General features: G+C 61.4%; 21 protein-coding genes and 2 pseudogenes. 14 read left to right on the top strand and 9 right to left on the bottom strand.

The features are described 5' to 3' along the window. Window positions 1-30 precede the first annotated feature (30 nt). From M0D69_RS35275 to M0D69_RS35265, 3 genes are all read left to right on the top strand, one after another. Window positions 31-186, top strand: a complete 156-nt coding sequence (locus tag M0D69_RS35275) for a hypothetical protein (protein WP_301786450.1) — start codon at window positions 31-33, stop codon at window positions 184-186. 381 nt (window positions 187-567) lie between these two features. After that, on the top strand, window positions 568-1,953 hold the full coding sequence (locus M0D69_RS35270; RefSeq protein WP_301786449.1) for a GntP family permease: 1,386 nt from the start codon (window positions 568-570) through the stop codon (window positions 1,951-1,953). Between the two features lie 68 nt (window positions 1,954-2,021). Further along, window positions 2,022-2,312, top strand: coding sequence for a DUF1272 domain-containing protein (locus M0D69_RS35265; RefSeq protein ID WP_301786448.1), 291 nt, complete (start codon window positions 2,022-2,024; stop codon window positions 2,310-2,312). On the opposite strand, the gene M0D69_RS35260 is transcribed toward M0D69_RS35265, so the two are convergent. Continuing rightward, entirely contained in the window at window positions 2,282-2,470 is a 189-nt protein-coding gene (locus tag M0D69_RS35260) for a hypothetical protein (protein WP_301786452.1), read from the bottom strand. The genes M0D69_RS35265 and M0D69_RS35260 overlap by 31 nt on opposite strands. Before the next feature lie 14 nt (window positions 2,471-2,484). Here M0D69_RS35260 and fae point away from each other — a divergent pair, with 14 nt between their 5' ends. The 3 genes and pseudogenes from fae (at window position 2,485) to M0D69_RS35245 (ending at window position 6,104) form a co-directional block, all read left to right on the top strand. Further along, complete coding sequence (fae, locus tag M0D69_RS35255) at window positions 2,485-3,024, top strand: formaldehyde-activating enzyme (RefSeq protein ID WP_301786447.1); 540 nt, start codon at window positions 2,485-2,487, stop codon at window positions 3,022-3,024. A gap of 49 nt (window positions 3,025-3,073) precedes the next feature. After that, window positions 3,074-3,676: pseudogene (locus tag M0D69_RS35250) on the top strand (aldo/keto reductase); the annotation flags it as partial. A 55-nt stretch (window positions 3,677-3,731) separates the two neighbouring features. Further along, on the top strand, window positions 3,732-6,104 hold the full coding sequence (locus M0D69_RS35245; protein ID WP_301786446.1) for a GNAT family N-acetyltransferase: 2,373 nt from the start codon (window positions 3,732-3,734) through the stop codon (window positions 6,102-6,104). Between the two features lie 100 nt (window positions 6,105-6,204). On the opposite strand, the gene M0D69_RS35240 is transcribed toward M0D69_RS35245, so the two are convergent. Further along, the gene (locus M0D69_RS35240) at window positions 6,205-6,750 is read right to left on the bottom strand and encodes a hypothetical protein (protein ID WP_047847379.1); all 546 of its coding nucleotides are present in this window, start codon (window positions 6,748-6,750) and stop codon (window positions 6,205-6,207) included. 131 nt (window positions 6,751-6,881) lie between these two features. Further along, window positions 6,882-7,703 (bottom strand): IclR family transcriptional regulator, encoded by an 822-nt coding sequence (locus M0D69_RS35235; protein WP_301786445.1) that lies wholly within the window; start codon window positions 7,701-7,703, stop codon window positions 6,882-6,884. A gap of 203 nt (window positions 7,704-7,906) precedes the next feature. Between M0D69_RS35235 and M0D69_RS35230 the strand changes: the two genes are divergently transcribed. The 5 genes from M0D69_RS35230 to M0D69_RS35210 all read left to right on the top strand — a co-directional run bounded on the left by M0D69_RS35230 (window position 7,907) and on the right by M0D69_RS35210 (window position 12,675). Beyond that, window positions 7,907-8,245 (top strand): UxaA family hydrolase, encoded by a 339-nt coding sequence (locus tag M0D69_RS35230; RefSeq protein ID WP_301786444.1) that lies wholly within the window; start codon window positions 7,907-7,909, stop codon window positions 8,243-8,245. A 4-nt stretch (window positions 8,246-8,249) separates the two neighbouring features. After that, on the top strand, window positions 8,250-9,539 hold the full coding sequence (locus M0D69_RS35225; RefSeq protein ID WP_301786443.1) for a UxaA family hydrolase: 1,290 nt from the start codon (window positions 8,250-8,252) through the stop codon (window positions 9,537-9,539). A gap of 24 nt (window positions 9,540-9,563) precedes the next feature. Further along, window positions 9,564-10,664 carry an aldo/keto reductase gene (locus M0D69_RS35220; RefSeq protein ID WP_301786442.1) on the top strand — a complete coding sequence of 367 codons (1,101 nt, stop codon included), beginning with the start codon at window positions 9,564-9,566 and terminating at the stop codon, window positions 10,662-10,664. Beyond that, window positions 10,661-11,512 (top strand): amidohydrolase, encoded by an 852-nt coding sequence (locus M0D69_RS35215; protein ID WP_301786441.1) that lies wholly within the window; start codon window positions 10,661-10,663, stop codon window positions 11,510-11,512. The genes M0D69_RS35220 and M0D69_RS35215 overlap by 4 nt, the downstream gene beginning before the upstream one ends. Window positions 11,513-11,826: 314 nt before the next feature. Then, entirely contained in the window at window positions 11,827-12,675 is an 849-nt protein-coding gene (locus M0D69_RS35210) for an ureidoglycolate lyase (protein WP_301786440.1), read from the top strand. A gap of 5 nt (window positions 12,676-12,680) precedes the next feature. On the opposite strand, the gene M0D69_RS35205 is transcribed toward M0D69_RS35210, so the two are convergent. The 3 genes from M0D69_RS35205 to M0D69_RS35195 form a co-directional block, all read right to left on the bottom strand. Continuing rightward, entirely contained in the window at window positions 12,681-12,902 is a 222-nt protein-coding gene (locus M0D69_RS35205) for a hypothetical protein (protein ID WP_301786439.1), read from the bottom strand. Window positions 12,903-12,955: 53 nt separating this feature from the next. Beyond that, entirely contained in the window at window positions 12,956-13,399 is a 444-nt protein-coding gene (locus M0D69_RS35200; RefSeq protein WP_047847384.1) for a PaaI family thioesterase, read from the bottom strand. A 283-nt stretch (window positions 13,400-13,682) separates the two neighbouring features. Beyond that, window positions 13,683-14,810 (bottom strand): AGE family epimerase/isomerase, encoded by a 1,128-nt coding sequence (locus tag M0D69_RS35195; RefSeq protein WP_301786438.1) that lies wholly within the window; start codon window positions 14,808-14,810, stop codon window positions 13,683-13,685. A gap of 201 nt (window positions 14,811-15,011) precedes the next feature. On the opposite strand from M0D69_RS35195, the pseudogene M0D69_RS35190 reads away from it, so the two are divergent. Beyond that, window positions 15,012-15,106: pseudogene (locus tag M0D69_RS35190) on the top strand (MgtC/SapB family protein); the annotation flags it as partial. Between the two features lie 204 nt (window positions 15,107-15,310). Continuing rightward, window positions 15,311-16,720 (top strand): hypothetical protein, encoded by a 1,410-nt coding sequence (locus tag M0D69_RS35185; protein ID WP_301786437.1) that lies wholly within the window; start codon window positions 15,311-15,313, stop codon window positions 16,718-16,720. Window positions 16,721-16,767: 47 nt separating this feature from the next. Here M0D69_RS35185 and M0D69_RS35180 read toward each other — a convergent pair whose 3' ends face one another. The 3 genes from M0D69_RS35180 to M0D69_RS35170 all read right to left on the bottom strand — a co-directional run bounded on the left by M0D69_RS35180 (window position 16,768) and on the right by M0D69_RS35170 (window position 19,493). Further along, window positions 16,768-17,655: a VOC family protein gene (locus M0D69_RS35180; protein ID WP_301786436.1), complete on the bottom strand. Its 888-nt coding sequence runs from the start codon at window positions 17,653-17,655 to the stop codon at window positions 16,768-16,770. A gap of 9 nt (window positions 17,656-17,664) precedes the next feature. After that, window positions 17,665-18,456, bottom strand: coding sequence for a serine O-acetyltransferase EpsC (epsC, locus tag M0D69_RS35175; RefSeq protein WP_301786451.1), 792 nt, complete (start codon window positions 18,454-18,456; stop codon window positions 17,665-17,667). Between the two features lie 125 nt (window positions 18,457-18,581). After that, on the bottom strand, window positions 18,582-19,493 hold the full coding sequence (locus M0D69_RS35170; protein WP_301786435.1) for a LysR family transcriptional regulator: 912 nt from the start codon (window positions 19,491-19,493) through the stop codon (window positions 18,582-18,584). A 178-nt stretch (window positions 19,494-19,671) separates the two neighbouring features. Between M0D69_RS35170 and M0D69_RS35165 the strand changes: the two genes are divergently transcribed. Continuing rightward, window positions 19,672-20,541 carry an NAD(P)-dependent oxidoreductase gene (locus M0D69_RS35165; protein ID WP_301786434.1) on the top strand — a complete coding sequence of 290 codons (870 nt, stop codon included), beginning with the start codon at window positions 19,672-19,674 and terminating at the stop codon, window positions 20,539-20,541. Window positions 20,542-20,548: the final 7 nt, after the last annotated feature.

The raw sequence follows: 20,548 nt of genomic DNA, 5'->3' as shown, positions 1-20,548 counted from the left end.
CCCCCCCCCCGCGAGCGTTAAAGGAGCTTTATGCGCATAAAGTCCGGCCTCACGTACGGCGAAGTCGAGGGCATGTGGTTGAGCAAGCGCGCGATGGTCCAACCCTCGGTTATGCCAATGCGCACCTACGAAGGTCAGGGTCAGTTGACGCTGCGCAACCCGCGCATGTCGCAAAAAGTAGGCTGACATAGACCGACGCGAGACCTTGTTAGCAAACGGTGCAAACGGTTCTGCGCTTCGCCTCGCGCAACCGAGGAATTCGCTATGCCACCCAGCTATCTTCTAGAAGCACCTCTGCAATGGAGTTTTCAGCAGGGGATCGCTTCGCCGCGGTGGCGAGGTTAAATGCCAAGTATAAGAATTAAAAATATAGAAAATATTCTAACTTATCGAAGAATCATCGCCGGTGATTTCCTCCGCGACCTGAAAACATCCCAAGTATTTTGTAAGCCGTCACTCGTAAAATCGCGGCCACTGCGAGGCGCACAGGCCACAAACCACAGGCTCACCGATAAACGCCATCGCCGATAATCCGGTCACTCTCTCCACTTAGCCAAGGGCATTTCAGTGCATCTGACCTCGACTCTCGCCGCATGGTCCTCCCACGACACGCGTCTCCTCATTGCATGTGCGCTCGGTCTGGCGTCGATCATCGTTCTCATCAGCGCGCTGAAACTGGCGCCATTTCTCTCGATTCTCGTCGGCACTTTCGTCGCGGGTTTCACGGCGAGCTTGCCGCTGGAAGCGGTCGCGAGCGCGTTCAGCAAAGGGGCGGGCGGCATCCTGGGCGATGTCGGCATCATCATTGCGCTCGGGGCCATGCTCGGTGCGCTGATGGCCGAATCGGGCGCGGCGGACCGGCTGGTCTCCACCATCCTCGATCACTCCACGCCGCGCACGCTGCCGTGGCTGATGGCGCTGGTGGCGATCATCATCGGTTTGCCGCTGTTCTTCGAAGTCGGTCTTGTCATGATGGTGCCGATCATCTTTGTGATGGCGCGCCGCTCGAAGCAGCCGATCCTGCGTATCGCGATACCCGCGCTCGCCGGCATGACCACGCTGCACGCGCTGTTGCCACCGCATCCCGGTCCGTTGATCGCGGTCAGTGCGCTGCACGCGGATCTCGGGATCACGATGGGGCTTGGTTTCATCGTGGCCATCCCTGCCGTGATTCTCGCTGGCCCGGTCTACGGCATGTGGCTGTCGCGCCGCATGCGCGTCGAGGAGCCGGAGGAGATGGGCAAGCTGTTCTCATCGAAAGTCGATGCGAACGGTGGGCTGGACACGCCGAGCTTCGGCATCTCGCTACTGACCATTCTCTTGCCCGTTGTCCTGATGCTTGGCCGAACGGTGGCGAAACTGGCCATTCAGCCCGAAACGTTCCTCTTCGATACCCTTAATTTCCTCGGTGAGCCGCTCATCGCTTTGGGACTCACCGTTCTTTTCGCGATCGTTGCGCTGGGCTGGACGCGTGGCATGCCGCGTGACCGGGTGGGCGGGATTCTGCGTAAAAGCTTGCCGCCGATCTGCGCGTTGCTGCTGACCATCGGCGCGGGCGGCGGCCTCAAGCAGACGCTGGTCGCCGCGGGCATCAGCACGACGATCGGCAAGATCGCGATCGGCTCGCACATGCCGCTGATCCTGCTCGCGTGGTTGATCGCGGTGGCGTTGCGGCAGGCGACCGGCTCGGCGACCGTCGCGACCACGACCACCGCCGGCATCATCGCGCCCGTCGTGGCCGGTTTGAGCGCGACCCACAACTCGCTGCTGGCGCTTGCTATCGGCGCGGGTTCGGTGTTTTTCTGCCACGTCAACGATGCGGGTTTCTGGATGGTCCGCGAGTATTTCGGCTTGCAACTGAAGCAGACGGTGTATGTCTGGTCGGTGCTGCAAACCATCGTCTCCGTGGTCGGCCTGGCATTGACGCTGGTCATGTGGGGCGTGCTGACGTAAATCGTGGGCAGATTGGCGGGGCAAGGTCGAACTCCGGTCCTAGACTGCAACAAAAGGAGAAATCGATAATGCTTGCCTTGCGCCCAACTTGTGAATGCTGTGGAAAGGCGCTGCCGCCCGATGCGCGCGACGCCATGATCTGCAGCTTCGAATGCACGTTCTGCGAAGCTTGCGTGCTGGTCCGACTCCGCAATGTGTGTCCCAATTGCGGCGGCGGTTTCCAGCTCCGCTCGATTCGCCCGAAAGCAATGCTCGAGCGCCGGCCGGCTTCGACGGACGTTCATCCGGCGGGCGTCGACGAACAACAGCATCGCGGTTTCTTCGAGCGCTACGGCGCGATCCCGTCTTCCGAAAGATAAACGCCAATCGCGGCATGCCGGTCGTCAAGACGATGACGGCCCACTCGCCGGCCTCCGGGCATTCCCCGATCTGAGCCGCGCTCATAGCCGTTCGCACGAATCATCGACTCCTCCTCATCGACGCTCGCTCGCACAATCTGTTCATCGATCCACTCCATGAACGGAACCCAACATGCCAGCATCCCAATCCGGCCGCTCCCTCCATATTGGCGAGGGCTTTGAAGGTCCGGGCGTCAATCTCGCTCACATCAACGTGCTTGTCGGCCCGCGCAGTGGTCCAGCGGGGCAGGCGTTCGCTACAGCATTCGCTACGCCATCAGCGGGCCATGCGCCGTTTGTCGTCATCGCGCAGCCGGGCATCCCCACGAAGCCGCTTACGCTGTACGTGAATAAAGCGCCGATAGCGAGTGAGTTCCACGGCAACGCGACCTGGGGCGCATCGCAGGCAGGCATTGCCAAGGCGGTCGCCGAATCGCTCCAGGATGGCACGTTGCCGCCTGAAGCGGAGAACGATTGGGTGGTGGTATCGACGAATTGGGTGAACCCATTGACCGACGACCTCGACGCTGTTTTTCGCAACAACTACCGCGCGGCAAAAAACGCCATCAAGGCAGCCATGCTTGGCTTGCCGTCGAAGGAAGACGTGTTTGCCGCTGCGCGTGAAGTATCGAATCCCTTCTACACCCCCCGCTTGCCGCAGGCAGCCCTCTAAAAACAGCGCACGGGCGTCGCGCGTCGGCGCTCGTCATGGAGCTCAAAGAATGGAATATGTGCGTCTGGGCCAGTCAGGCCTCAAAGTGTCGCGTCTGTGTCTCGGCACCATGAACATGGGCACGCCGCAGTGGAGGCCCTGGATATTCGACGAACAGAAAAGTGAACCGATCGTCCGTCACGCGCTGGAAGCGGGCGTGAACTTCATCGATCTCGCCGATTTCTATTCGGCAGGCGTTGGCGAGGAAGTTGTCGGCCGAATTCTCGGACGCCTCGCGCGGCGCGAGGAAATCGTGGTCACGACCAAGGTCGGCTACGACATGGGCGCGTATCAGAACGCGGGCGGCCATTCGCGCAAGCACGTGCTGGACGGTATCGACGCATCGTTGCGGCGGCTGGGCATGGATTACGTCGACGTCTACATGCTGCATTACTTCGATACCGCCCCGCCCGTGGAAGAAGCGATGGGCGCGCTGGACGAGATCGTCCGGTCGGGCAAGGCGCGCTACATCGGGGTATCGACCATGTACACCTGGCAGCTCGCAAAGATCGTTCAGATCTGCGAGCGGCACGGCTGGCACAAGCCCATCAACATGCAATTGCAACTGAACCTCGCGTACCGCGAGGAAGAGCGCGAAATGATGCCGTATTGCGCGGAGCCGGCTCGCGAATCGCCTATGCTGGATAGATCCCATTCACGGGGGCCGCATGACCGTACGCAATCTCGACGCACTCTTCAACCCAAAGTCGATCGCTGTGATCGGTGCGTCGCTGCGTGCGGGGAGCATCGGGGAAATGGTGTGGTCGCGGCTGAGCCGCGCGAACTTCGCGGGCGCGGTCTGGCCCGTGAATCCGAAGCATCGCCAGTTGAATGAGGCCGTGGCTTATGCGCGCATCGGCGACTTGCCCGATGCACCGACTGTCGCGGTGTTGTGCACGCTCCCATCCACGTGGCCGGAGATCGTCAGGCAACTGGGCGAGCGCGGCACACGGGCGGTGGTGATCATCGGGCAGGCGGGGGAGCCGGACGGGCGGGAGTGGACACGCCGCACGCTTGCGGCAGCGCGGCCGTTTTTGCTGCGTGTGGTCGGTCCGGCGAGCGTGGGCGTGATGACGCCGGCCATAGGCGCGGTGCTGGGCGCGCCATCATGCGCTGTCGTGCCAGGCGGCGTGGCGTGGGTATCGGCGTCGAATGCGTTGACCAACGGCGTCATGGGCTGGGCGAACGCTCGCGGGCTTGGTTTTTCGCGGGTGGTCGCGCTGGGCGACGAGGCTGACGTCGACGTGGGCGACATCCTCGATTTCCTCGCGAGCGATTCACGCACGCGCGCGATCCTGATGGCGATCGAATCGGTGCAAATGGCGCGCAAGTTCATGTCGGCGGCCCGGGCGGCGGCGCGCAATAAACCTGTTCTGGTTTTGCGCACGGGCCACGACGATCCTTTCGATGCGCTTTACAGCGCCGCGTTCCGGCGCGCAGGCCTGGTACGCGTCGATTCCCTTGACGACCTGCTCGACGAAATCGAGACGCTCGGTGTGGGTCGTGTGGCCGCAAGCGACCGGGCGACGGTCATCACCAGCGACCGCGGCGTGGCCGCTCTCGCCGCGGACGCGTTTGCCGCTGCTGGCGACGCGCTCGCGCTCTGGCCCGACGCCGCGCGCCAGGCGGTCGCCGCAGCTTTGCCACGCGCACGGCTGGGTAATCCGTTGCAACTCGGAGACACTGCTGCGGCCGCTGACTTCGGCGCGGCGCTCGAAGCGCTTGCGCCGCACCGCGAGACCGGGACAGCGTTCGTGGTCCACGCGCCAACGCATACCGCGCCCGTCGCCGAAGTCGCGCGCATGTTGATCGCACAGCAAAGCCACGCGTATCGCGGCTTGATGGCCTGTTTTTTCGGCTGCGTGGATCACGCCACGCGCGATGCGTTGCACGCTCATGGCATTCCCGTGCATACCACGCCTCAACGCCTGGCGCGGGGTTTCGCGCGGCTCGTGGATTATCGCCAGGGCCGCGAGTTGTTGATGCAGACGCCCGATGGGCCACGTCCTCAGACGGTGGTCGCGCTGGACAGTGCGCAGGCTCAGGTCATGGCTGCATTGGCGGCGGGTGTCGCGGAACTGGACGGCGAGCGGGCATCGCGGGTCCTGGCGCAATTCGGCGTGGTCGTGAAGGCGGGGTCGGCGGGGCCCCGCAGCGACGACACCATCGAAATCGATGTCCGCTTGCTGAATCATCGTGTGTTCGGGCCAGTGTTCGAGTTTAAGGCCGTTGGTGCGCTCGGATTGCCGGATGCATTGCACGAATTCGCGCTGCCGCCACTCAACCCGGTGTTGGCGCGCGACCTTGTGATGCATTCACCGAGGGCGCGCGAACTTCCGGCGGAGAGTTTGCTCGTTGCGTTGACCGCCTTGTCGCAGGCGGTCTGCGAGATCGAGCAGATTGTCGCGTTGCGGTTGACGGTGTTTGTGACCCGGCAGGCCGTCGTGGTCCATGAGCCGCATCTGACGCTGGCCGCGCATCGCACGCCGCTCGCGATCCAGCCGTATCCGCGCCAACTGGAGGAGACGCTCGACTGGAACGGCTTGCGCATCTGTGTGCGGCCAATACGTCCCGACGACGAAGCCGCCCACAGTGCCTTCGTCGCCGCGATGACGCCCGACGATCTACGCTTGCGGTTCTTCAGTTCTGTGCGCAGTTTCGATCACTCGCAACTCGCGCGGATGACGCAGATCGACTACGACCGCGAGATGGCGTTCATCGCCCTGACTGGTGAAAACGACGCGATGAAGACCTTGGGCGTGGTGCGCGCTGTCGCCGATCCGGATAACGAGACAGCCGAGTTCGCGGTTGCGGTGCGCTCTGACCAGAAGGGCAAGCGGCTGGGGATGTTACTGGTGACGCGGGTCATTGCGTACTGCCGGACGCGCGGGACGCGCTGGCTGGTTGGCGAGGCGTTGCGTGAGAATACCGGCATGATCGCACTCGCGCGCCGTTGCGGATTCCAGATCGTAGCGACGGAAGATCCCGGCGTGATCGGTTTCCGGATGAGGCTGGCGGAAGCCGACGCGGTGTTGCCGTGAAGACCGGAGAAGGGCGCTTACATCTGGCCGCCGCGCCGGGCGGCCGGAACGCGGGTTGCGAAGTGGTCACTCGCAACCCGCACATCGTCGCCCCGTCGAATCAAGCGGGCAGCTTTGCGAGCGCGTCGTCGACTTGCGCACGCGATACGGCCAGTTCTTCCAGCCAGGCATCGGCATAAGTGCTACCGGTTTCCCGCTCCAGACGCGCGATAGTTGCCGCACAACGCGTAGCGTCCTTAGGCGTAGCAATAAACGCTTTCACCGACGCACCCGATGTGAACGCCTCGAACAGCGGAACGCGAATGTCGTCCGGCAGCGCGCGAGCGGTCCATTGATACGGCTTGCCGTTGAACGACAACTGCGGCGGCAGCACGCGTTCCTTCTTCGCCGCGGGAATCAGGCCGAAATTGCGGGCGGCATCGGCTATCTGGTCGGACGTGAAGAGTTCGTCTGCGCCAATGTCGAATTGCTTGATAAACGTCTCGATGGACTGCATCGCCGCAGCACGGTCGTCGCGCTTTTGCTGCGCGCGCGCGACGATATCGCGCAGCTCGTCCGCTTCCTCGCTCGTGATCGTGAAACTGGACTGCTTTTGCTGAAGTTCGGAGAAGCGCTGGAATTCGGGATCGGAGAGGAGTTTCGCCATTGCCTTGCGTAGAAAAAGACGCGAAACGGCGCACGGGGCGACGTTCCGCTTTTTGAGAGGGTCGCCATTCTAACGCGTCGCGCGTGTCTACAACTTGCCGGGTTTGCCAGCCGCGCCAGCCGTGCCAGCTACTAAGCCGCGCTCGAATCTTGCGACTCATCGAATTCCACGTCCGGCTCACGGAACATCGACAGCGCCGCGGCCGCTTCACCGAGCAGCGCACTCACCTCGCTGATGGAAGGCGCCACGTATTCGTCGATACGCCTGAGATACGGACACGTCAGCGTCGCAATCGCTTGGCCGGAGGGCCCAAGCAGTGGAAAACTCACGTCCATCACGCCGAAAGTCTGCTGACTTTCCTTATGCAGAAAACCGTCCGCGCGAATCTGCCGATACGCATTTTCCAACGCGAGCGGATCCAACTCGGACTCACCCCTGACGCGTGTGTGTTCCGCAAGCATATGCGCACGCTGCTCCGCGCTCTGAAACGCGAGGATCACGCGGCCCGAACCGGTATCGATCAATCCAACCCGTGCGCCGAGCCGCACCGAAATCCCCCACGTGCCCGGCCCGTCGACCTGAGCGATCACGAGCAAGTTGCCGCGGTCATAGGCGGCGAGATGACACGACTGCTCCGCGCGATCGGCGAAACGCTGCATGACCGGCAAGGCTTCCGCGATCAGACGGTTCATCGGTGGATGGCGGTGCGCGAGTGCGTACAGCTTCAGGCTCAGCGAATAGCGATCGCCCGCGGGTGAGCGCACCACGTACTGCCGCGCGACCAGCCGTTCGAGCATCCGGTACATCTCGCTTGCGTTGCGTCCGAGCGATTTCGTGATCTCGGCGCGTGTCAGTCCATCCTTTTGCTCGGCGAGCAATTCGAGGATGTCGAGACCTTTATCCAGCGCGGGCGCGCGGTAGCGGTCGGCGTCGGTGGGATCGTCTGCCTGCATGATGACCTTCGGTTAAGTCGCTTAAAAGCAAGATGCTAAGGGAAAACACGGACCGCTCAGCGGCGCACTTAGCTTGACTTCAACTTGTGCGCATATGAATAATACGTTCACTGATAAATGATTGTACTGATGCAAACCCGCGGCATTGCTCGAACTACCGCCCGAATGCCACCCGAATGGCGCCCGATCCCAAGGAAGTTTCCGTGCAGCACGCCCCTCACAAGCCCACCGACGCCCGGCTTATTCTTCAAAGTCCGCAAGACAATTGCCTGATTGCCGGCGCTCGTCTGGAAGCGGGGGAGCGTGTGAAGATCGAAGGGGAGATCGTCACGCTTGCGAAGACTATCGACCTGGGGCACAAAGTCGCGCGCCGCGCGCTGCGTACCGACGAAAAAGTGCTGCGCTATGGCGCGATCATTGGCCACGTGACGTCGGACGTTCAGCCCGGCGAACATCTGCATACGCACAATCTCGAGAGCGACTATCTCCCGACCTACACCCACGACGCCGGCCATGCGTTCGTGGATCACCGGGAACGCTAAGGCGATGACCGCAACCACCAATCCGCAACTTCAAGGTTTCCTGCGTGCCGATGGCCGCAAGGGCATCCGCAATGTGATCGCGGTCGCTTATCTCGTCGAGTGCGCGCATCACGTCGCGCGGGAAATCGTCGCGCAGTTTCGCCCGGCGTTTGACGCTTTCGACGATCCCGCCGCCGCGCAAGAACCCCCGGTTCACCTGATCGGCTTTCCGGGTTGCTACCCGAACAGTTATGCCGAAAAGATGATGGAGCGGCTGACCACGCACCCGAACGTGGGCGCGGTGTTGTTCGTGTCGCTCGGCTGCGAAAGCATGAATAAGCACTATCTCGTCGACGCCGTGCGTGCGAGCGGCCGCCCCGCCGAGGTGCTGACGATCCAGGAAAAAGGCGGCACGCGCAGCACGATTCAGAACGGCATTGACTGGATTCGCGACGCACGCGCAACGCTCGCGCAGCAACCCAAGGTGCCGATGGCGCTCGATGAATTAATCGTCGGCACGATTTGCGGCGGCTCGGACGGCACGAGCGGCATCACCGCGAATCCCGCCGTGGGCCGCGCCTTCGATGCACTCATCGATGCCGGCGCCACCTGCATCTTCGAGGAAACCGGCGAACTGGTTGGCTGCGAATTCCATATGAAAAGCCGGGCAGCGCGTCCCGAGTTGGGCCGTGAAATTGTCGCGTGCGTGGACAAGGCGGCGCGTTACTACTCCATCCTTGGACACGGCTCGTTCGCGGTCGGCAATGCGGACGGCGGCCTCACCACGCAGGAAGAAAAGTCACTCGGCGCGTATGCGAAAAGCGGCGCGTCGCCCATCGTGGGGATTGTGAAACCCGGCGACATTCCGCCCGTCGGCGGTCTGTATCTGCTCGATGTCGTGCCCGACGGCGAACCGCGTTTCGGCTTTCCGAACATCAGCGACAACGCGGAAATCGGCGAACTGATCGCATGCGGGGCGCACGTGATCCTGTTCACGACTGGCCGCGGTTCGGTGGTCGGTTCGGCCATCTCGCCCGTCATCAAGATTTGCGCGAATCCGGCGACGTATCGGAATCTTTCCGGCGATATGGACGTCGATGCGGGCCGCATTCTGGAAGGCCGCGCGACGCTCGATGAAGTCGGCCGCGAAGTATTTGATGCAACCGTGAGCGTGGCGGCAGGTGCAGCGTCGAAGTCGGAATCGCTCGGCCATCAGGAGTTCATCCTGACGTACAAAACCTTTGATCCTGTTGGTCCGGCATGCCTGCCGGCGAGCGCGACGCCGCGGTATGCGGTATCGATTCCTTCGATTTGAATGTGACTCATTGGATCCAACGCAATGAACCCAATCACTGGAAATCCCGTCGTGAAAAAGCGCAAGGTGGGTAAAACGTCGCTGGAGGTCACGGCGCTGTCGCTGGGCACTGCACCGCTGGGCGGCCTGTATCACGATCTTTCCGAGGCAGACGCGCAGGCGACGGTGGATGCCGCGTGGCAAAGCGGCATCCGTTTTTTCGATACCGCGCCGCATTACGGCCACACGAAAGCCGAACACCGGTTAGGCGATGCGCTGCGCCGATACCCACGTGAAGACTACGTGCTGTCGACCAAAGTCGGCCGCCATTTTGTCCCGCGCACCACGCCTTACGACGGCAGCGAAGGCTGGTCGGATCCGCTGCCGTTCCAGGCGATCTTCGACTACACCTACGACGGCATTCTTCGATCGTTCGAGGACAGCCAGCAACGCATGGGTATCGTCGATATCGATATTGTGCTGATCCACGATATCGGCCGCGTCACACACGGAGAAAATAACGCGCGTTACTGGCGGCAACTGTCGAACGAGGGCGGCTTTCGGGCGCTCGATGAACTGCGCGCATCGCGCGGCGTAAAAGCGGTTGGACTCGGTGTGAACGAAGGTGCGGCCATTCAGGAAGTAATGGCGGAATACAACATCGATTGCGCGTTGCTGGCGGGACGCTACACCTTGCTGGAGCAAGCGGTACTCGACGACTTGCTGCCCGAATGCGAGAAGCGCGGCGTCAGCATTGTGCTCGGTGGCGCGTTCAATTCAGGCATTCTCGCGCGGGGACTGAATCCCGAGACAGCGCCAAAGGCGGACAACCAAAAGTTCAACTATGGCGATGCGCCGCCGTTGATCATCGAGCGCGTTGAAGCGCTTGAACGGGTGTGTCGTGAGCATGGCGTTGCCTTGTCCAGCGCGGCTTTGCAGTTTCCTTATGCGCATAAAGTTGTGGCCACGGTGCTCATGGGCGCACGGAACCCTGAGGAAGTACGTCTGAACGCAGCTTCATTCGCCGTTCCATTGCCGGATGAGTTGTGGGACGCGTTGCGAGCGGCGGGTTTGTTGCATCGTTCGGCGCCTGTACCACGCATGGATCAAGCAGGCATCGATCACGCGGATTCACGAAAACCATGAGCGCTGAACGTATCGACGCACATCAGCATTTCTGGGACCCATCGCGTGGCGACTACGGTTGGTTAACGCCGGAGTTGCAGACGTTGTACCGCGTGTTTGGTCCCGATGACCTGAAGCCGCTTCGGGAAGCGGCCAACATCGCGCGGACGGTGGTGGTTCAGGCCGCGCCGACCGTCGATGAAACGCATTATCTACTTGATCTCGCCCGCGGCGATGCGTCTATTGCCGGTATTGTTGGCTGGGTTCCGCTTGACGCGCCGAACGCCGTCGAATTGATCGATGAACTCGCGCGGGAACCGAAATTCAAGGGTGTGCGTCCGATGCTGCAGGACCTGCCGGATGACCGCTGGATCGAGAATCCGGAACTGACTCCGGCAGTCCAGGCGCTGATCAAACACGACCTCGCCTTCGATGCATTGATATTTTCGCGCCATGTGCCTTCTCTGAAGGTGTTTGCCACGCGTTTTCCCGAGTTGCGAATCGTCGTCGATCATGGCGCGAAGCCGCAAATCAAGGAAGGCAAGGAAGACGATGTGGCCTGGCAAAGCTGGGCCGACGGCATAGCGGAATTGGCCGCGTTGCCACAACGGCTGCACTGCAAACTCTCTGGTCTGGCGACTGAGGCTGCGCCCGATTGGACTGTGGCAACGCTCAAGCCCTACGTCGATCATCTTCTCGAACACTTTGGGCCTGAACGCCTGATGTGGGGCAGCGACTGGCCTGTCCTGAACCTGAACGGCGATTACGCGCACTGGTTTGATGCAGCGCGACAATTGACGTCACGCCTTGACGCGCCTGCACAGGAAGCGATCTTCGGCGATACCGCGCGCGCGTTCTACCGGTTGTAAAAGCATGAAGAATGAGCGCGGTATACCCGGAATTGCTCAACAGCAATTGCAATGAAAGCGCAGGATGGTAAAAAGATTGGCGCTGCGTTGGCATTGCGACGTATCAACCGGCATAACGTGGATGCAGGAATTGAAGAAAACGCGATGCTATCGTTGTAACTCGCGTCTGATGAATCGTCGTTCACGACCGGCCCGGCTCATTTGACTGAAAGCGACCGAAAGTAACTCCAAGTTATCTCATTCGACCGAATCGGCTGGTCAATCCGAACATTTCGAAACCGAATCAAAACCTGAAAACTGAAGGATCACTCACAATGAAACTGCTGCGCTATGGGCCGAAGGGTCAGGAAAAACCGGGTTTGCTGGATCAGAACGGCAAGATTCGCGATTTGTCGAAGGTAGTCGACGATATCACCGGTGAGGCGCTATCCGACGCCACCGTGGCCAAACTGCGCGCGCTCGATCCGGCCTCATTGCCTGAAGTGCCGGGCGAACCGCGCATTGGACCGTGCGTAGGAAGTGTGGGCAAGTTTGTCTGTATCGGGCTGAATTACGCTGATCACGCGGCCGAATCGAATCTGCCGGTGCCGACGGAGCCCGTGCTTTTCGGCAAATGGACGAGTGCCATTTGCGGTCCGAACGACGACGTCGAGATTCCGCGCAATTCGAAGAAGACCGATTGGGAAGTCGAACTCGGCGTGGTGATCGGCAAAGAGGCGAAGTACGTCAGCGAGGCGGACGCGCTGGATTACGTCGCGGGCTATTGCGTGATCAACGACGTCTCCGAGCGCGAATGGCAGCTCGAGCACGGTACGCAATGGGACAAGGGCAAGGGTTTCGATACCTTCGGCCCGATCGGTCCATGGCTTGTCACGAGAGACGAGATCGCCGATCCGCAGCAACTCAGCATGTGGCTCGAAGTAGACGGACACCGCTACCAGAACGGCAGCACGAAGACGATGGTATTCGGCGTGGCAGAGCTGGTGTCGTATTTGTCGAAGGTGATGAGCCTGCAACCCGGCGACGTCATTTCCACCGGCACGCCGCCGGGCGTAGGCATGGGCGTGAAGCCGGCGCCGGTCTACCTGAAGGCGGGGCAGACGGTTCGGCTCGGAATCCAGGGCTTGGGCGAGCAGCAGCAACGCACGGTCGACGCGAAGTAAGCGGTTTATTGCGGCGCAACCAAGCGAAGCTGGCGAGCGAATTGACGCTGCGTCGGCACGTTTAAGAAGAAGGCCGTTCCAACGCTAGTTGGAACGGCCTTATTTTTTACAGCAAGTTCAACGCGATGGATCAGCGATTTTGGCCGGAGGAGCGCGTTGTTGAACAACAACCGGACGGCTTCCACCCAAAATCGAATGTTTTCGCCGGCGTTAACCTTTAAGCGCATAAAGCCACGCCTACTACCACGGCCGTAAAACACCAACGCACCCCACCCCTATCTCACTCGTTAAACACCGGCTCAAGCTCCGCCGCCATTTCGCTGATCCGATGAATGGTTCCCTGCGCCACTGCTACGAGCCGTTCGGCGCCCCCATCGGTGACATACACGTCGCATTGGCAGGTCGCCTGCGTCATGCCGGCGTAGACCACCCGCGCCCGTGCCATCAATGTGCCGGAGACAGCGGGCCGCAAATAATTGATCTTGTATTCGCCCGTGACCACTTTCGGGCCGAGGCGTAGTGCGCCGGCGAAGGTCAGGGCGTTATCGACGAGATAACTCACTACGCCGCCGTGCACGAAACCGTGTTGTTGCCGGAGTTCGTCGCGGATGGTGAGGCACAGCGTGAGACTCGTGGAGTCGACCTGCATGAGCTTCGTACCCAGCAAGGCGCTAAACGGCTGCGCGTTCAACGCGCCCCGTGCGATATCGACAATTTCGGCCATTCGGACACTCCTACACTTGGTTTCGGTCCAGTCAGCGTGAGTCCCACAATCCGCACCGGGGCATGAGCCTTCGTCGCGGTCCTGCACAAGACTGTAGGTAGCGCTTGGTCACTCCGCAAGGACGATCTCAAAATTGCGGACAAATTACCGGGTTTGCACGGGCTTTATGAGTGATTTGAAACGAAAGCGCGGAAAGCGTTCGCCGCCGCGCTAATTTCTCCAGCTGCAATGAAAAACGCCTCGCTGCACGGCGAGGCGTTCAATAGCGCAAAAAATCCAGATATCAGGGCAACGCGGCGTACGCGGTCGCAAGGTGATAGGGCGTCGTCGATGGCAATTCCGCGCGCACGACCACGCCTTCGGCCGACTGGCTCTCGATCCACCCCCGAGGCCGCAGAAAACGCCCGGCAAAGCGCGCGATCTGCGCCGGCAACTGTTCGCGCACGGTATCGCCCGCATGTGTCGCGAGTGCGCGCAAATATTCGGTCTGGGCCCAGATGCGCTGCGTCGAATCGATCACACCGCCCTGTTCGTTCAGCGATGCCGCCACGCCGCCAGTCACCGGATCGACTCCGGACTGCTGCACGAAATCGAATGCGCGAAACAGCGCGCGGTTCAGGCCCGCTGCATCGAAAGCCGCGTGCTGGCTGGCTTCGGCTAGGAAAAGCCACTCGAACTGATGACCCGGTTCCAGCCAGTTATTGGCGCTGCCGATCGTCAACTCGGCGATGCAACCGGTTTCGCCATGCACGAAAGCCCGCGCGAACCCTGTGGCGAGCTTTTCCAGCCTGCGGTCGAAGACGGGATCTGCGGTGGTTTCGCGGGCGGCGAGCCACGCCTCGGTCAGATGCATCAGCGGGTTTTGCAGCGGAGGACCCAGCACGGTGGAAAAATCTTCCGTCATCGCCGAACTGAACAAGCCGCCGGCGCCAACGCCATCGATCGACATCCGCCTCTCGATTACCACCGATGTTTCTTCCAGTACCGCCAGCGCTTCCTTCGCAGCCGCCGCGCCAGCGCGTTTCGCGTACTCCGCGCACGCAAAAATCACGAACGCGTGTGTGTACAGATCCTTGTGGCGCTCATGCGGCGCGCCGTTTGCATCGACGCTATAGAACCAGCCGCCGTTTTTCGTGTCCCGAAAATAGGTCCGAAGCGAAGCGAACAGCGTGTCAGCGTGATCGATATCACCAGCTTGCGAGAATACGAATAGCTGCCGGGCGCAGGCCATGGCGCGATATCGCTGCGGCGGCAGGGGCGTGCGGCCGTCCTCGGCGACGGCCTCGAACGCCAACCGCAAACCCGCGTTGAAGCCCGGCCCGCGCCAGATTGGCAGCACCACGCGTTCGTAGTGCGCGCGCAGGGCGGCGGCGGTCGGGGGCGTAACGGCGGTCAGATCTGGGTCGTGCATACGGCTTTATCGATGGTGGATGAGCGCGGCGGCGCGTCGAACGTGTCCGGCGCGCAACCCGATGCGGGGCACCAAGGATAAATCAAAACGCCCACGCTTCACGACAACGGCGGTGCATCCGCGCTGGACCGAGCGTGAACCAGCGCGAATAAACCGTAGCATCATCCCATCACAAAACATTTATAAGGAGCAAATCCACTCATGTTAGGCAATGTAGAACTCATCTCCCGCCTGATGCTGGCAGCGTGATCGGCTTCGAGCGCGAACGGTTTTCATGGGCGGCGGGACTGCGCACGCTGGAAACCGTGCGGGAATTCAAGGAAGAGGGTCCGGCTTGAGAACGCGCGCGTCGGTGGCCCAAGCACGCAAGCATGCGACAATGCGGCCTCGAAAACCCATGCAGCCGCTTTTCCGTTGCGAGGCGCCACGCCGGGACGCTTCATCGGGCGTGTTTTTAGCCGCTCGAGGCCGCGTCTGGCCGCGCTGTCAATCATCGACTTATGCCAGATTCCGCTGTAAATCCCGCTCGCCAATCCATCGATGCAGCCGGTTCGCGTCGTGCCGATACTGCTTCTGCGGCTGCTCGCCGCCCGGTCGAATCGGACGCTGATGCCAAGCTCGCCCGCGCCGCTCGCTCGGCCCAGCGTCTCGCGTTGCTGAGCCGCGCGCCCTACGGCGCACCCACGCTCGATCTGTTCGCCGAAGACGCCGAACGTGCCACGCTCCAGGTGTTGAATACCGATATCCGTCAATCCACGTTGCCCGGGTTCGAGTTGCCCGAGGCGTTCATGGCGGCTGTGTCGGCGACGGCTTCGGCGGATGAGGGTTCGTCCGCTTCGGCGCGGCCAGTGCGGAGCGGAGTTGTATCGGCGGGCTTGTCGGAGGCGTCGGATATCGCCGCGCCGCGCGATGATGCCGCTGCGGTGCAAACGGAAAACCAGACAGCCGACGCTGCCACGCTGGAGCTTATGTTCGACGATATCAGTGCGCCGCATAGCGTGGTCGCCGGACCGGTGCGGCCCGAATCGCTGGACGATGGCGCGGGCAGTGCTACGGTCGCGGCGGCGTTGGATGCGGGGAATGCGCAGGGTTCGAACAAGCGAGCGTCGGCGGCGCGAGCCAAGGGCGCAGCCCGGAATGTGGCCGTGACTGAGCCGTCGTTGGCTGCTACGGCGCGTGACGTTGAGACGGAGTTGCGAGGCGCGGCTGACGCTGCACGCGAGCCGGGCGATGGCGTCACGGAAAATATGAATCGTTCACCGAATGCCGGTGACGCGCCGGGCGAGCGTAATGCGACGAATGCAGCGAGCGCTCCTGAAGAGCCCAACGCTCCCGACGCCAGGAACGCCGCAACAAAACCAGCCACGCCTACGCCCTTAAACAACCACGATACCTCCCGAGCCACCGCAAACCCGTACCGCAACCCGCCGCAATCCCTGGCGGCGGCATTAATCGACGATGACCGCCGGACGCGCTCTAGCACCGCAAGCAGTCCTCCGGCCCCCTCGACGCCCTCTCGCGATTCTTCCGAACTCGATACCGCTCGCGCGACCGCGTACGCCGACACCATCGACGCGTTGTATGCCGTGATAGCGGACCAGCGTAGCGCGGCGGCGGCGTTATCGCGGCGGGTGAAAACGGTGCTGATGATCGTGATTTGCGTGTTGCTCGTGACCGTCGCGACGGGTGTGGCGCAGACCATCGCGCTGATTCGCCTGACGGGCGAGAACACGGCGCAACAGCAGCGCATCGAGCAATTGATGCTAAATCAGCAGGCCACGCTGGCGTCTTTCTTCGATACCGATTCGTCTATCGTCGAGGTTCCGAACCGGGGTAATGCGAACGCATCGACGGCCGATAAGAACCCGGGCAACGGTGCCGCGAAGCGGGCGCACAGCAAGGCGCATTGAGAGCAAGGCGGCAACGCCCAACTGCCGCCCCGCATTCGCAAACCCAATCACTCGACGAATTCAATAATCGTATTACCCGCTGCTTCGGGAGCGACGGCAACGCCGCGCGCGGTTTGCCCGTGCGGCACGCCGTTTTCCGACAGGATGCGCTCTACCGCCGCCAAGTCGCGAACCCGCACCTGCAGTGCAAATCCATGTGGTTTATCCGTGTAGCTCACCGGCAAACCGACGCAGGCAAAACGTTCGAGTGCCTGTGACCGTGTCAAAGCCACGACGCGTCCACAACCTGTGTTCGCTTCAACGTGCCCATCGATCCACGATGCGTTCTCCGCTCCGAACAACTTCGCCCACCGTGTCTCGAGCACACCAAGCTCCTCCGCAACATAGATAACTTCATCGACCGCATTCGCGCCGTTGGGATGATCTTGCCAATCCTTCCTCCAGATAAACTCCGGCCGATGTTGCTGGCATAGGACGTTGGACACATCGCCCAACTCGGTATCCATCACGATGCCAAGCGACACCACGGCTTCATCGGGCGTGCCGTCCGCTTTGATGAGCTTGCGCCGGAAGTCCACCCGCTGCTGCACGGGCAGCCCGGTGGCTTTAACGGCCGCAAAATCGCCTTCGATGTCTTTGCTATGCAGAGCCAGCAGTCCAAGGCCTTCGGAGCGTTCGAGGAATTGGCCTAGCGTTCGTCCGTAGCAGAAGCCATCGACGGAATTTGTCCCGAACTTCGACGCATCATCGATCCCGATCAGTTCGATGAAATTATTCTCGAACATCATCAGCGTCAGCACCGAACCCCAGGGATGGTACGAGAGAGGGCTGGGCGAAAAACCAAGCTTGATGTACTTCTGAACGGCTTCGGGATGGTTCCTCACGGAGACTATCGGATGGTCGATGCCCAGTCGATGCTGATTCGGTGGAATCATTTTGTTATCCTAGCTATTGGAAGAAGAAGCAGAGGGAGCAGAGGGAGCAGTGATGGCGGCATACGTGCCGGAGACCGCCTTGATGACCTTCGCGGGAACGCCTGCTGCGACCATGCCGGCGGGAATCGAAGTGCGAACGACACTGCCCGCCGCAATAACCGCACCTTCGCCAATTTCGATGTTGCCCAGGATGATCGCGTGAGCGGCAAGCGTCGCGCCGCGGCGCACTTTCGGATGACGGTCGCCGGCTTCGGCAAACGTGCTCCCGAGGGTGACGCCGTGCCACATGCTGACCTCATCTTCGACTACGGCTGTTTCGCCAATCACGATGCCCATCGCGTGATCGACAAACAGGCCTTTGCCAATCCGGGCAGCAGGGTGGATATCGACGTTATAGGACTTCGCGCACCAGTTCTGCAGCAGAACGGCGAACGTCTTTTCACCCGCAAGCCAATGAGCATGCGCAATGCGATGAGACTGGACTGCATGAATCCCTCGAAACGATAAAAACGCCGTCAGCGCATTCGGGCAGGCTGGGTTGGACGAGGCGATCTTGTGCACATCGGCCGCGGCGCTTGAGTCGCTGCCGGTCTGCTTGATGACGGCGCTGAATTCGCTCGCCATGTCGGGCAGGGTCGCGTCCGAGCGCATCAGGTCGGCGGCAAGCAGCGACGCGAAGGCCTCGCCGAATGTCTCGTACTTAAGCACATAGGCGTCGAAGTATCGCCTCATGGCGGGTCGTGCCTGCGCTTCGTGCTCCGCTTCCGCGCGGATGATTTGCCAGAGCGTAGTGGGGTCCATGTTGATCAAGGTCTGTCTCCTGTCATGACAGTCTCCACCGCGAAAAATGAACGGGCGATGCCCGGCATGGGCAAATTTGTTCTAAAAATTAGATGCTGAGCGTCGTGATTGCAATCGCAGCGCCCTTATCGAAACGCCTGCATCTGCGAAGACATCAATTGCAGCATCTTGTTCGACGCCACCGACAACTTCCGCCCGACGCGCGTAACAAGGTGAGCCTCGGCTTTCATCAGGATTGGATGATCGATCTCGATGGCGAGAAGCGTTCCCGCCTCCACCTCCGTGCTCACAGCGAACGCGGGCAGGACAGCCAGGCCGAGTCCCGACATGGCGAACTGCTTCAGGAGACTGATCGAGTTGGTCGTGACAACCGGCTCCAGCCGGATCTTCTCCGCAAACTCGACTGCCTGAAGCATCTGGCGAGTGCCGTAGGTCGGATGCGTCGCAGCAAGCGGGTAGGTCGCCAGCTCCTGCACGCTCATGGATTTCGGTTTGCTCCCGCGCAGGAAGTTCGGCTTGACGATGGCCATCATCGGTTGCCGCTTGATCGCGCGAGAAACAATTTTTGGGTCGCTTGGCGGGTTGTAGACCAGCCCGATCTCGCCTTCGTCTTCCGAGACTCGCCGCATGACATCGTTCGTGCTGCCAATGTCGAGGTTGATCTTGATGCCGGGGTACTGCTTGCAGAAATGATGGATGGGCCCGGCCAGAGCATCCGACACAAATCCTTCGCCAAGGATCACATTGACGTTCCCGGTTCGCAGCCCGCGCAGTTCTTGCAGCCGCGATATCAGGTCGTCTTTGTGCGCGAGTTGTTCCCGGAAGTATTCGATCAGGTACTGGCCTGCTTCCGTCGGCTTGACGCCGCGGGCGTGCCGCTCGATCAGCGCAACGTCGAGTTCCGTTTCGAGCAAGCCGATTTGCCGGCTGACGGCGGATGGTGCGACGTCGAGCCAGTCGGCGGCGGCGCGGATGGTCCCGCAACGCACGGCCTCGAAGAAATAGACGATTCTGCTTTCAGTCAGGTTGTCGGCCATTGCGCAGGGTTCCCGGTGTTCTCAGCGTTCTCAGTGTTCTAATAATTAGAACATTCTCAATATTGGCATTGATTGATTATAGGGATCCCCCGGCCGAAGATGACAACTCCAAAACGCGCTCGATGACGGTTAGACCTTACCTAATCAGTCGGCGGCGTATTCGCTACGGAGTGGATTTATGAAGACGATTGGGGTCATCGGACTCGGAAACATGGGGCGGGGAATGGCCCTCTCGCTCAGGCGCGGCGGTTACACCGTGCTCGGTTTCGACGCCGCGCCAGGAGTCGCCGGCAAGCTCGAAGCAGAAGGCGTGGCTGCCCGCGCGTCCATCGCCGAGATCACGCGCGAATCGGACGTCCTCATCCTTTCGCTGCCGACGTCGGCCATCGTCGAAGAAGTGGTGTTGGGCGAAGGAGGTGTTGCGGCCAGCGCCAAGCCGGGCCTTATCGTCGTCGATACCACCACGGCGGAGCCCAACAGCACGCGCAAGGTCGCGGCAGCCCTGAGTGAGGTGAAGGTTGGCTTCGTCGATGGTCCCGTCAGTGGCGGCCCGAAGGGTGCGGCGACCGCGACCATGACCATGGTCCTGGGCGGTTCCGACGACGACGTCGCTGCCGTGGAGCCAATCCTCGCGGTCATGAGCGCGAAGCGCGTGCACGTCGGCCCGGTCGGTGCGGGGCACGTCACGAAGATCATCAACAACCTGCTGACAGGCGTGCACCTGCTTGCGACCAGCGAAGCGGTCCGCGCGGCGCAAGCGGCCGGTGTCGATCCCGAGAAGCTGGTCGAAGCGCTCAACGGCGGCTCCGGGCGCAACAGCGCGACGCTCACGAACTACCCCACGTGGATCTTCACGGACAAGTTCGATTCCGGCTTCACGATGAAGCTGATGCGCAAGGACGTTCGCCTCGCAATGGACCTGCTGCGCAGCCAGAACATCAACGCTCCCATTGCAGCCGAAGCAGGGCGGTTGTGGGCCGCTAGCACGGGAACGATCGGCGATGCGGAAGACTTCAACCGCATCGTTGAATTCATCGAACAGAAATAAGCAGAGC

Origin of the sequence: Caballeronia sp. SEWSISQ10-4 2 (genome assembly GCF_030464885.1) — a bacterium.
In the GTDB taxonomy this organism is placed as follows: domain Bacteria; phylum Pseudomonadota; class Gammaproteobacteria; order Burkholderiales; family Burkholderiaceae; genus Caballeronia.
This window is presented reverse-complemented; position numbering and strand designations above follow the sequence as displayed.

What these genes read in the sequence shown, in the direction of transcription:
- M0D69_RS35275 (WP_301786450.1), top strand. Translation starts at nt 31, where the DNA reads ATGCGCATAAAGTCCGGCCTCACGTACGGCGAAGTCGAGGGCATGTGG.
- M0D69_RS35265 (WP_301786448.1), top strand. Translation starts at nt 2,022, where the DNA reads ATGCTTGCCTTGCGCCCAACTTGTGAATGCTGTGGAAAGGCGCTGCCG.
- M0D69_RS35260 (WP_301786452.1), bottom strand. Translation starts at nt 2,470, where the DNA reads ATGGAGTGGATCGATGAACAGATTGTGCGAGCGAGCGTCGATGAGGAG.
- fae (WP_301786447.1), top strand. Translation starts at nt 2,485, where the DNA reads ATGCCAGCATCCCAATCCGGCCGCTCCCTCCATATTGGCGAGGGCTTT.
- M0D69_RS35245 (WP_301786446.1), top strand. Translation starts at nt 3,732, where the DNA reads ATGACCGTACGCAATCTCGACGCACTCTTCAACCCAAAGTCGATCGCT.
- M0D69_RS35240 (WP_047847379.1), bottom strand. Translation starts at nt 6,750, where the DNA reads ATGGCGAAACTCCTCTCCGATCCCGAATTCCAGCGCTTCTCCGAACTT.
- M0D69_RS35235 (WP_301786445.1), bottom strand. Translation starts at nt 7,703, where the DNA reads ATGCAGGCAGACGATCCCACCGACGCCGACCGCTACCGCGCGCCCGCG.
- M0D69_RS35225 (WP_301786443.1), top strand. Translation starts at nt 8,250, where the DNA reads ATGACCGCAACCACCAATCCGCAACTTCAAGGTTTCCTGCGTGCCGAT.
- M0D69_RS35220 (WP_301786442.1), top strand. Translation starts at nt 9,564, where the DNA reads ATGAACCCAATCACTGGAAATCCCGTCGTGAAAAAGCGCAAGGTGGGT.
- M0D69_RS35215 (WP_301786441.1), top strand. Translation starts at nt 10,661, where the DNA reads ATGAGCGCTGAACGTATCGACGCACATCAGCATTTCTGGGACCCATCG.
- M0D69_RS35210 (WP_301786440.1), top strand. Translation starts at nt 11,827, where the DNA reads ATGAAACTGCTGCGCTATGGGCCGAAGGGTCAGGAAAAACCGGGTTTG.
- M0D69_RS35205 (WP_301786439.1), bottom strand. Translation starts at nt 12,902, where the DNA reads ATGCGCTTAAAGGTTAACGCCGGCGAAAACATTCGATTTTGGGTGGAA.
- M0D69_RS35200 (WP_047847384.1), bottom strand. Translation starts at nt 13,399, where the DNA reads ATGGCCGAAATTGTCGATATCGCACGGGGCGCGTTGAACGCGCAGCCG.
- M0D69_RS35195 (WP_301786438.1), bottom strand. Translation starts at nt 14,810, where the DNA reads ATGCACGACCCAGATCTGACCGCCGTTACGCCCCCGACCGCCGCCGCC.
- M0D69_RS35185 (WP_301786437.1), top strand. Translation starts at nt 15,311, where the DNA reads ATGCCAGATTCCGCTGTAAATCCCGCTCGCCAATCCATCGATGCAGCC.
- M0D69_RS35180 (WP_301786436.1), bottom strand. Translation starts at nt 17,655, where the DNA reads ATGATTCCACCGAATCAGCATCGACTGGGCATCGACCATCCGATAGTC.
- epsC (WP_301786451.1), bottom strand. Translation starts at nt 18,456, where the DNA reads ATGGACCCCACTACGCTCTGGCAAATCATCCGCGCGGAAGCGGAGCAC.
- M0D69_RS35170 (WP_301786435.1), bottom strand. Translation starts at nt 19,493, where the DNA reads ATGGCCGACAACCTGACTGAAAGCAGAATCGTCTATTTCTTCGAGGCC.
- M0D69_RS35165 (WP_301786434.1), top strand. Translation starts at nt 19,672, where the DNA reads ATGAAGACGATTGGGGTCATCGGACTCGGAAACATGGGGCGGGGAATG.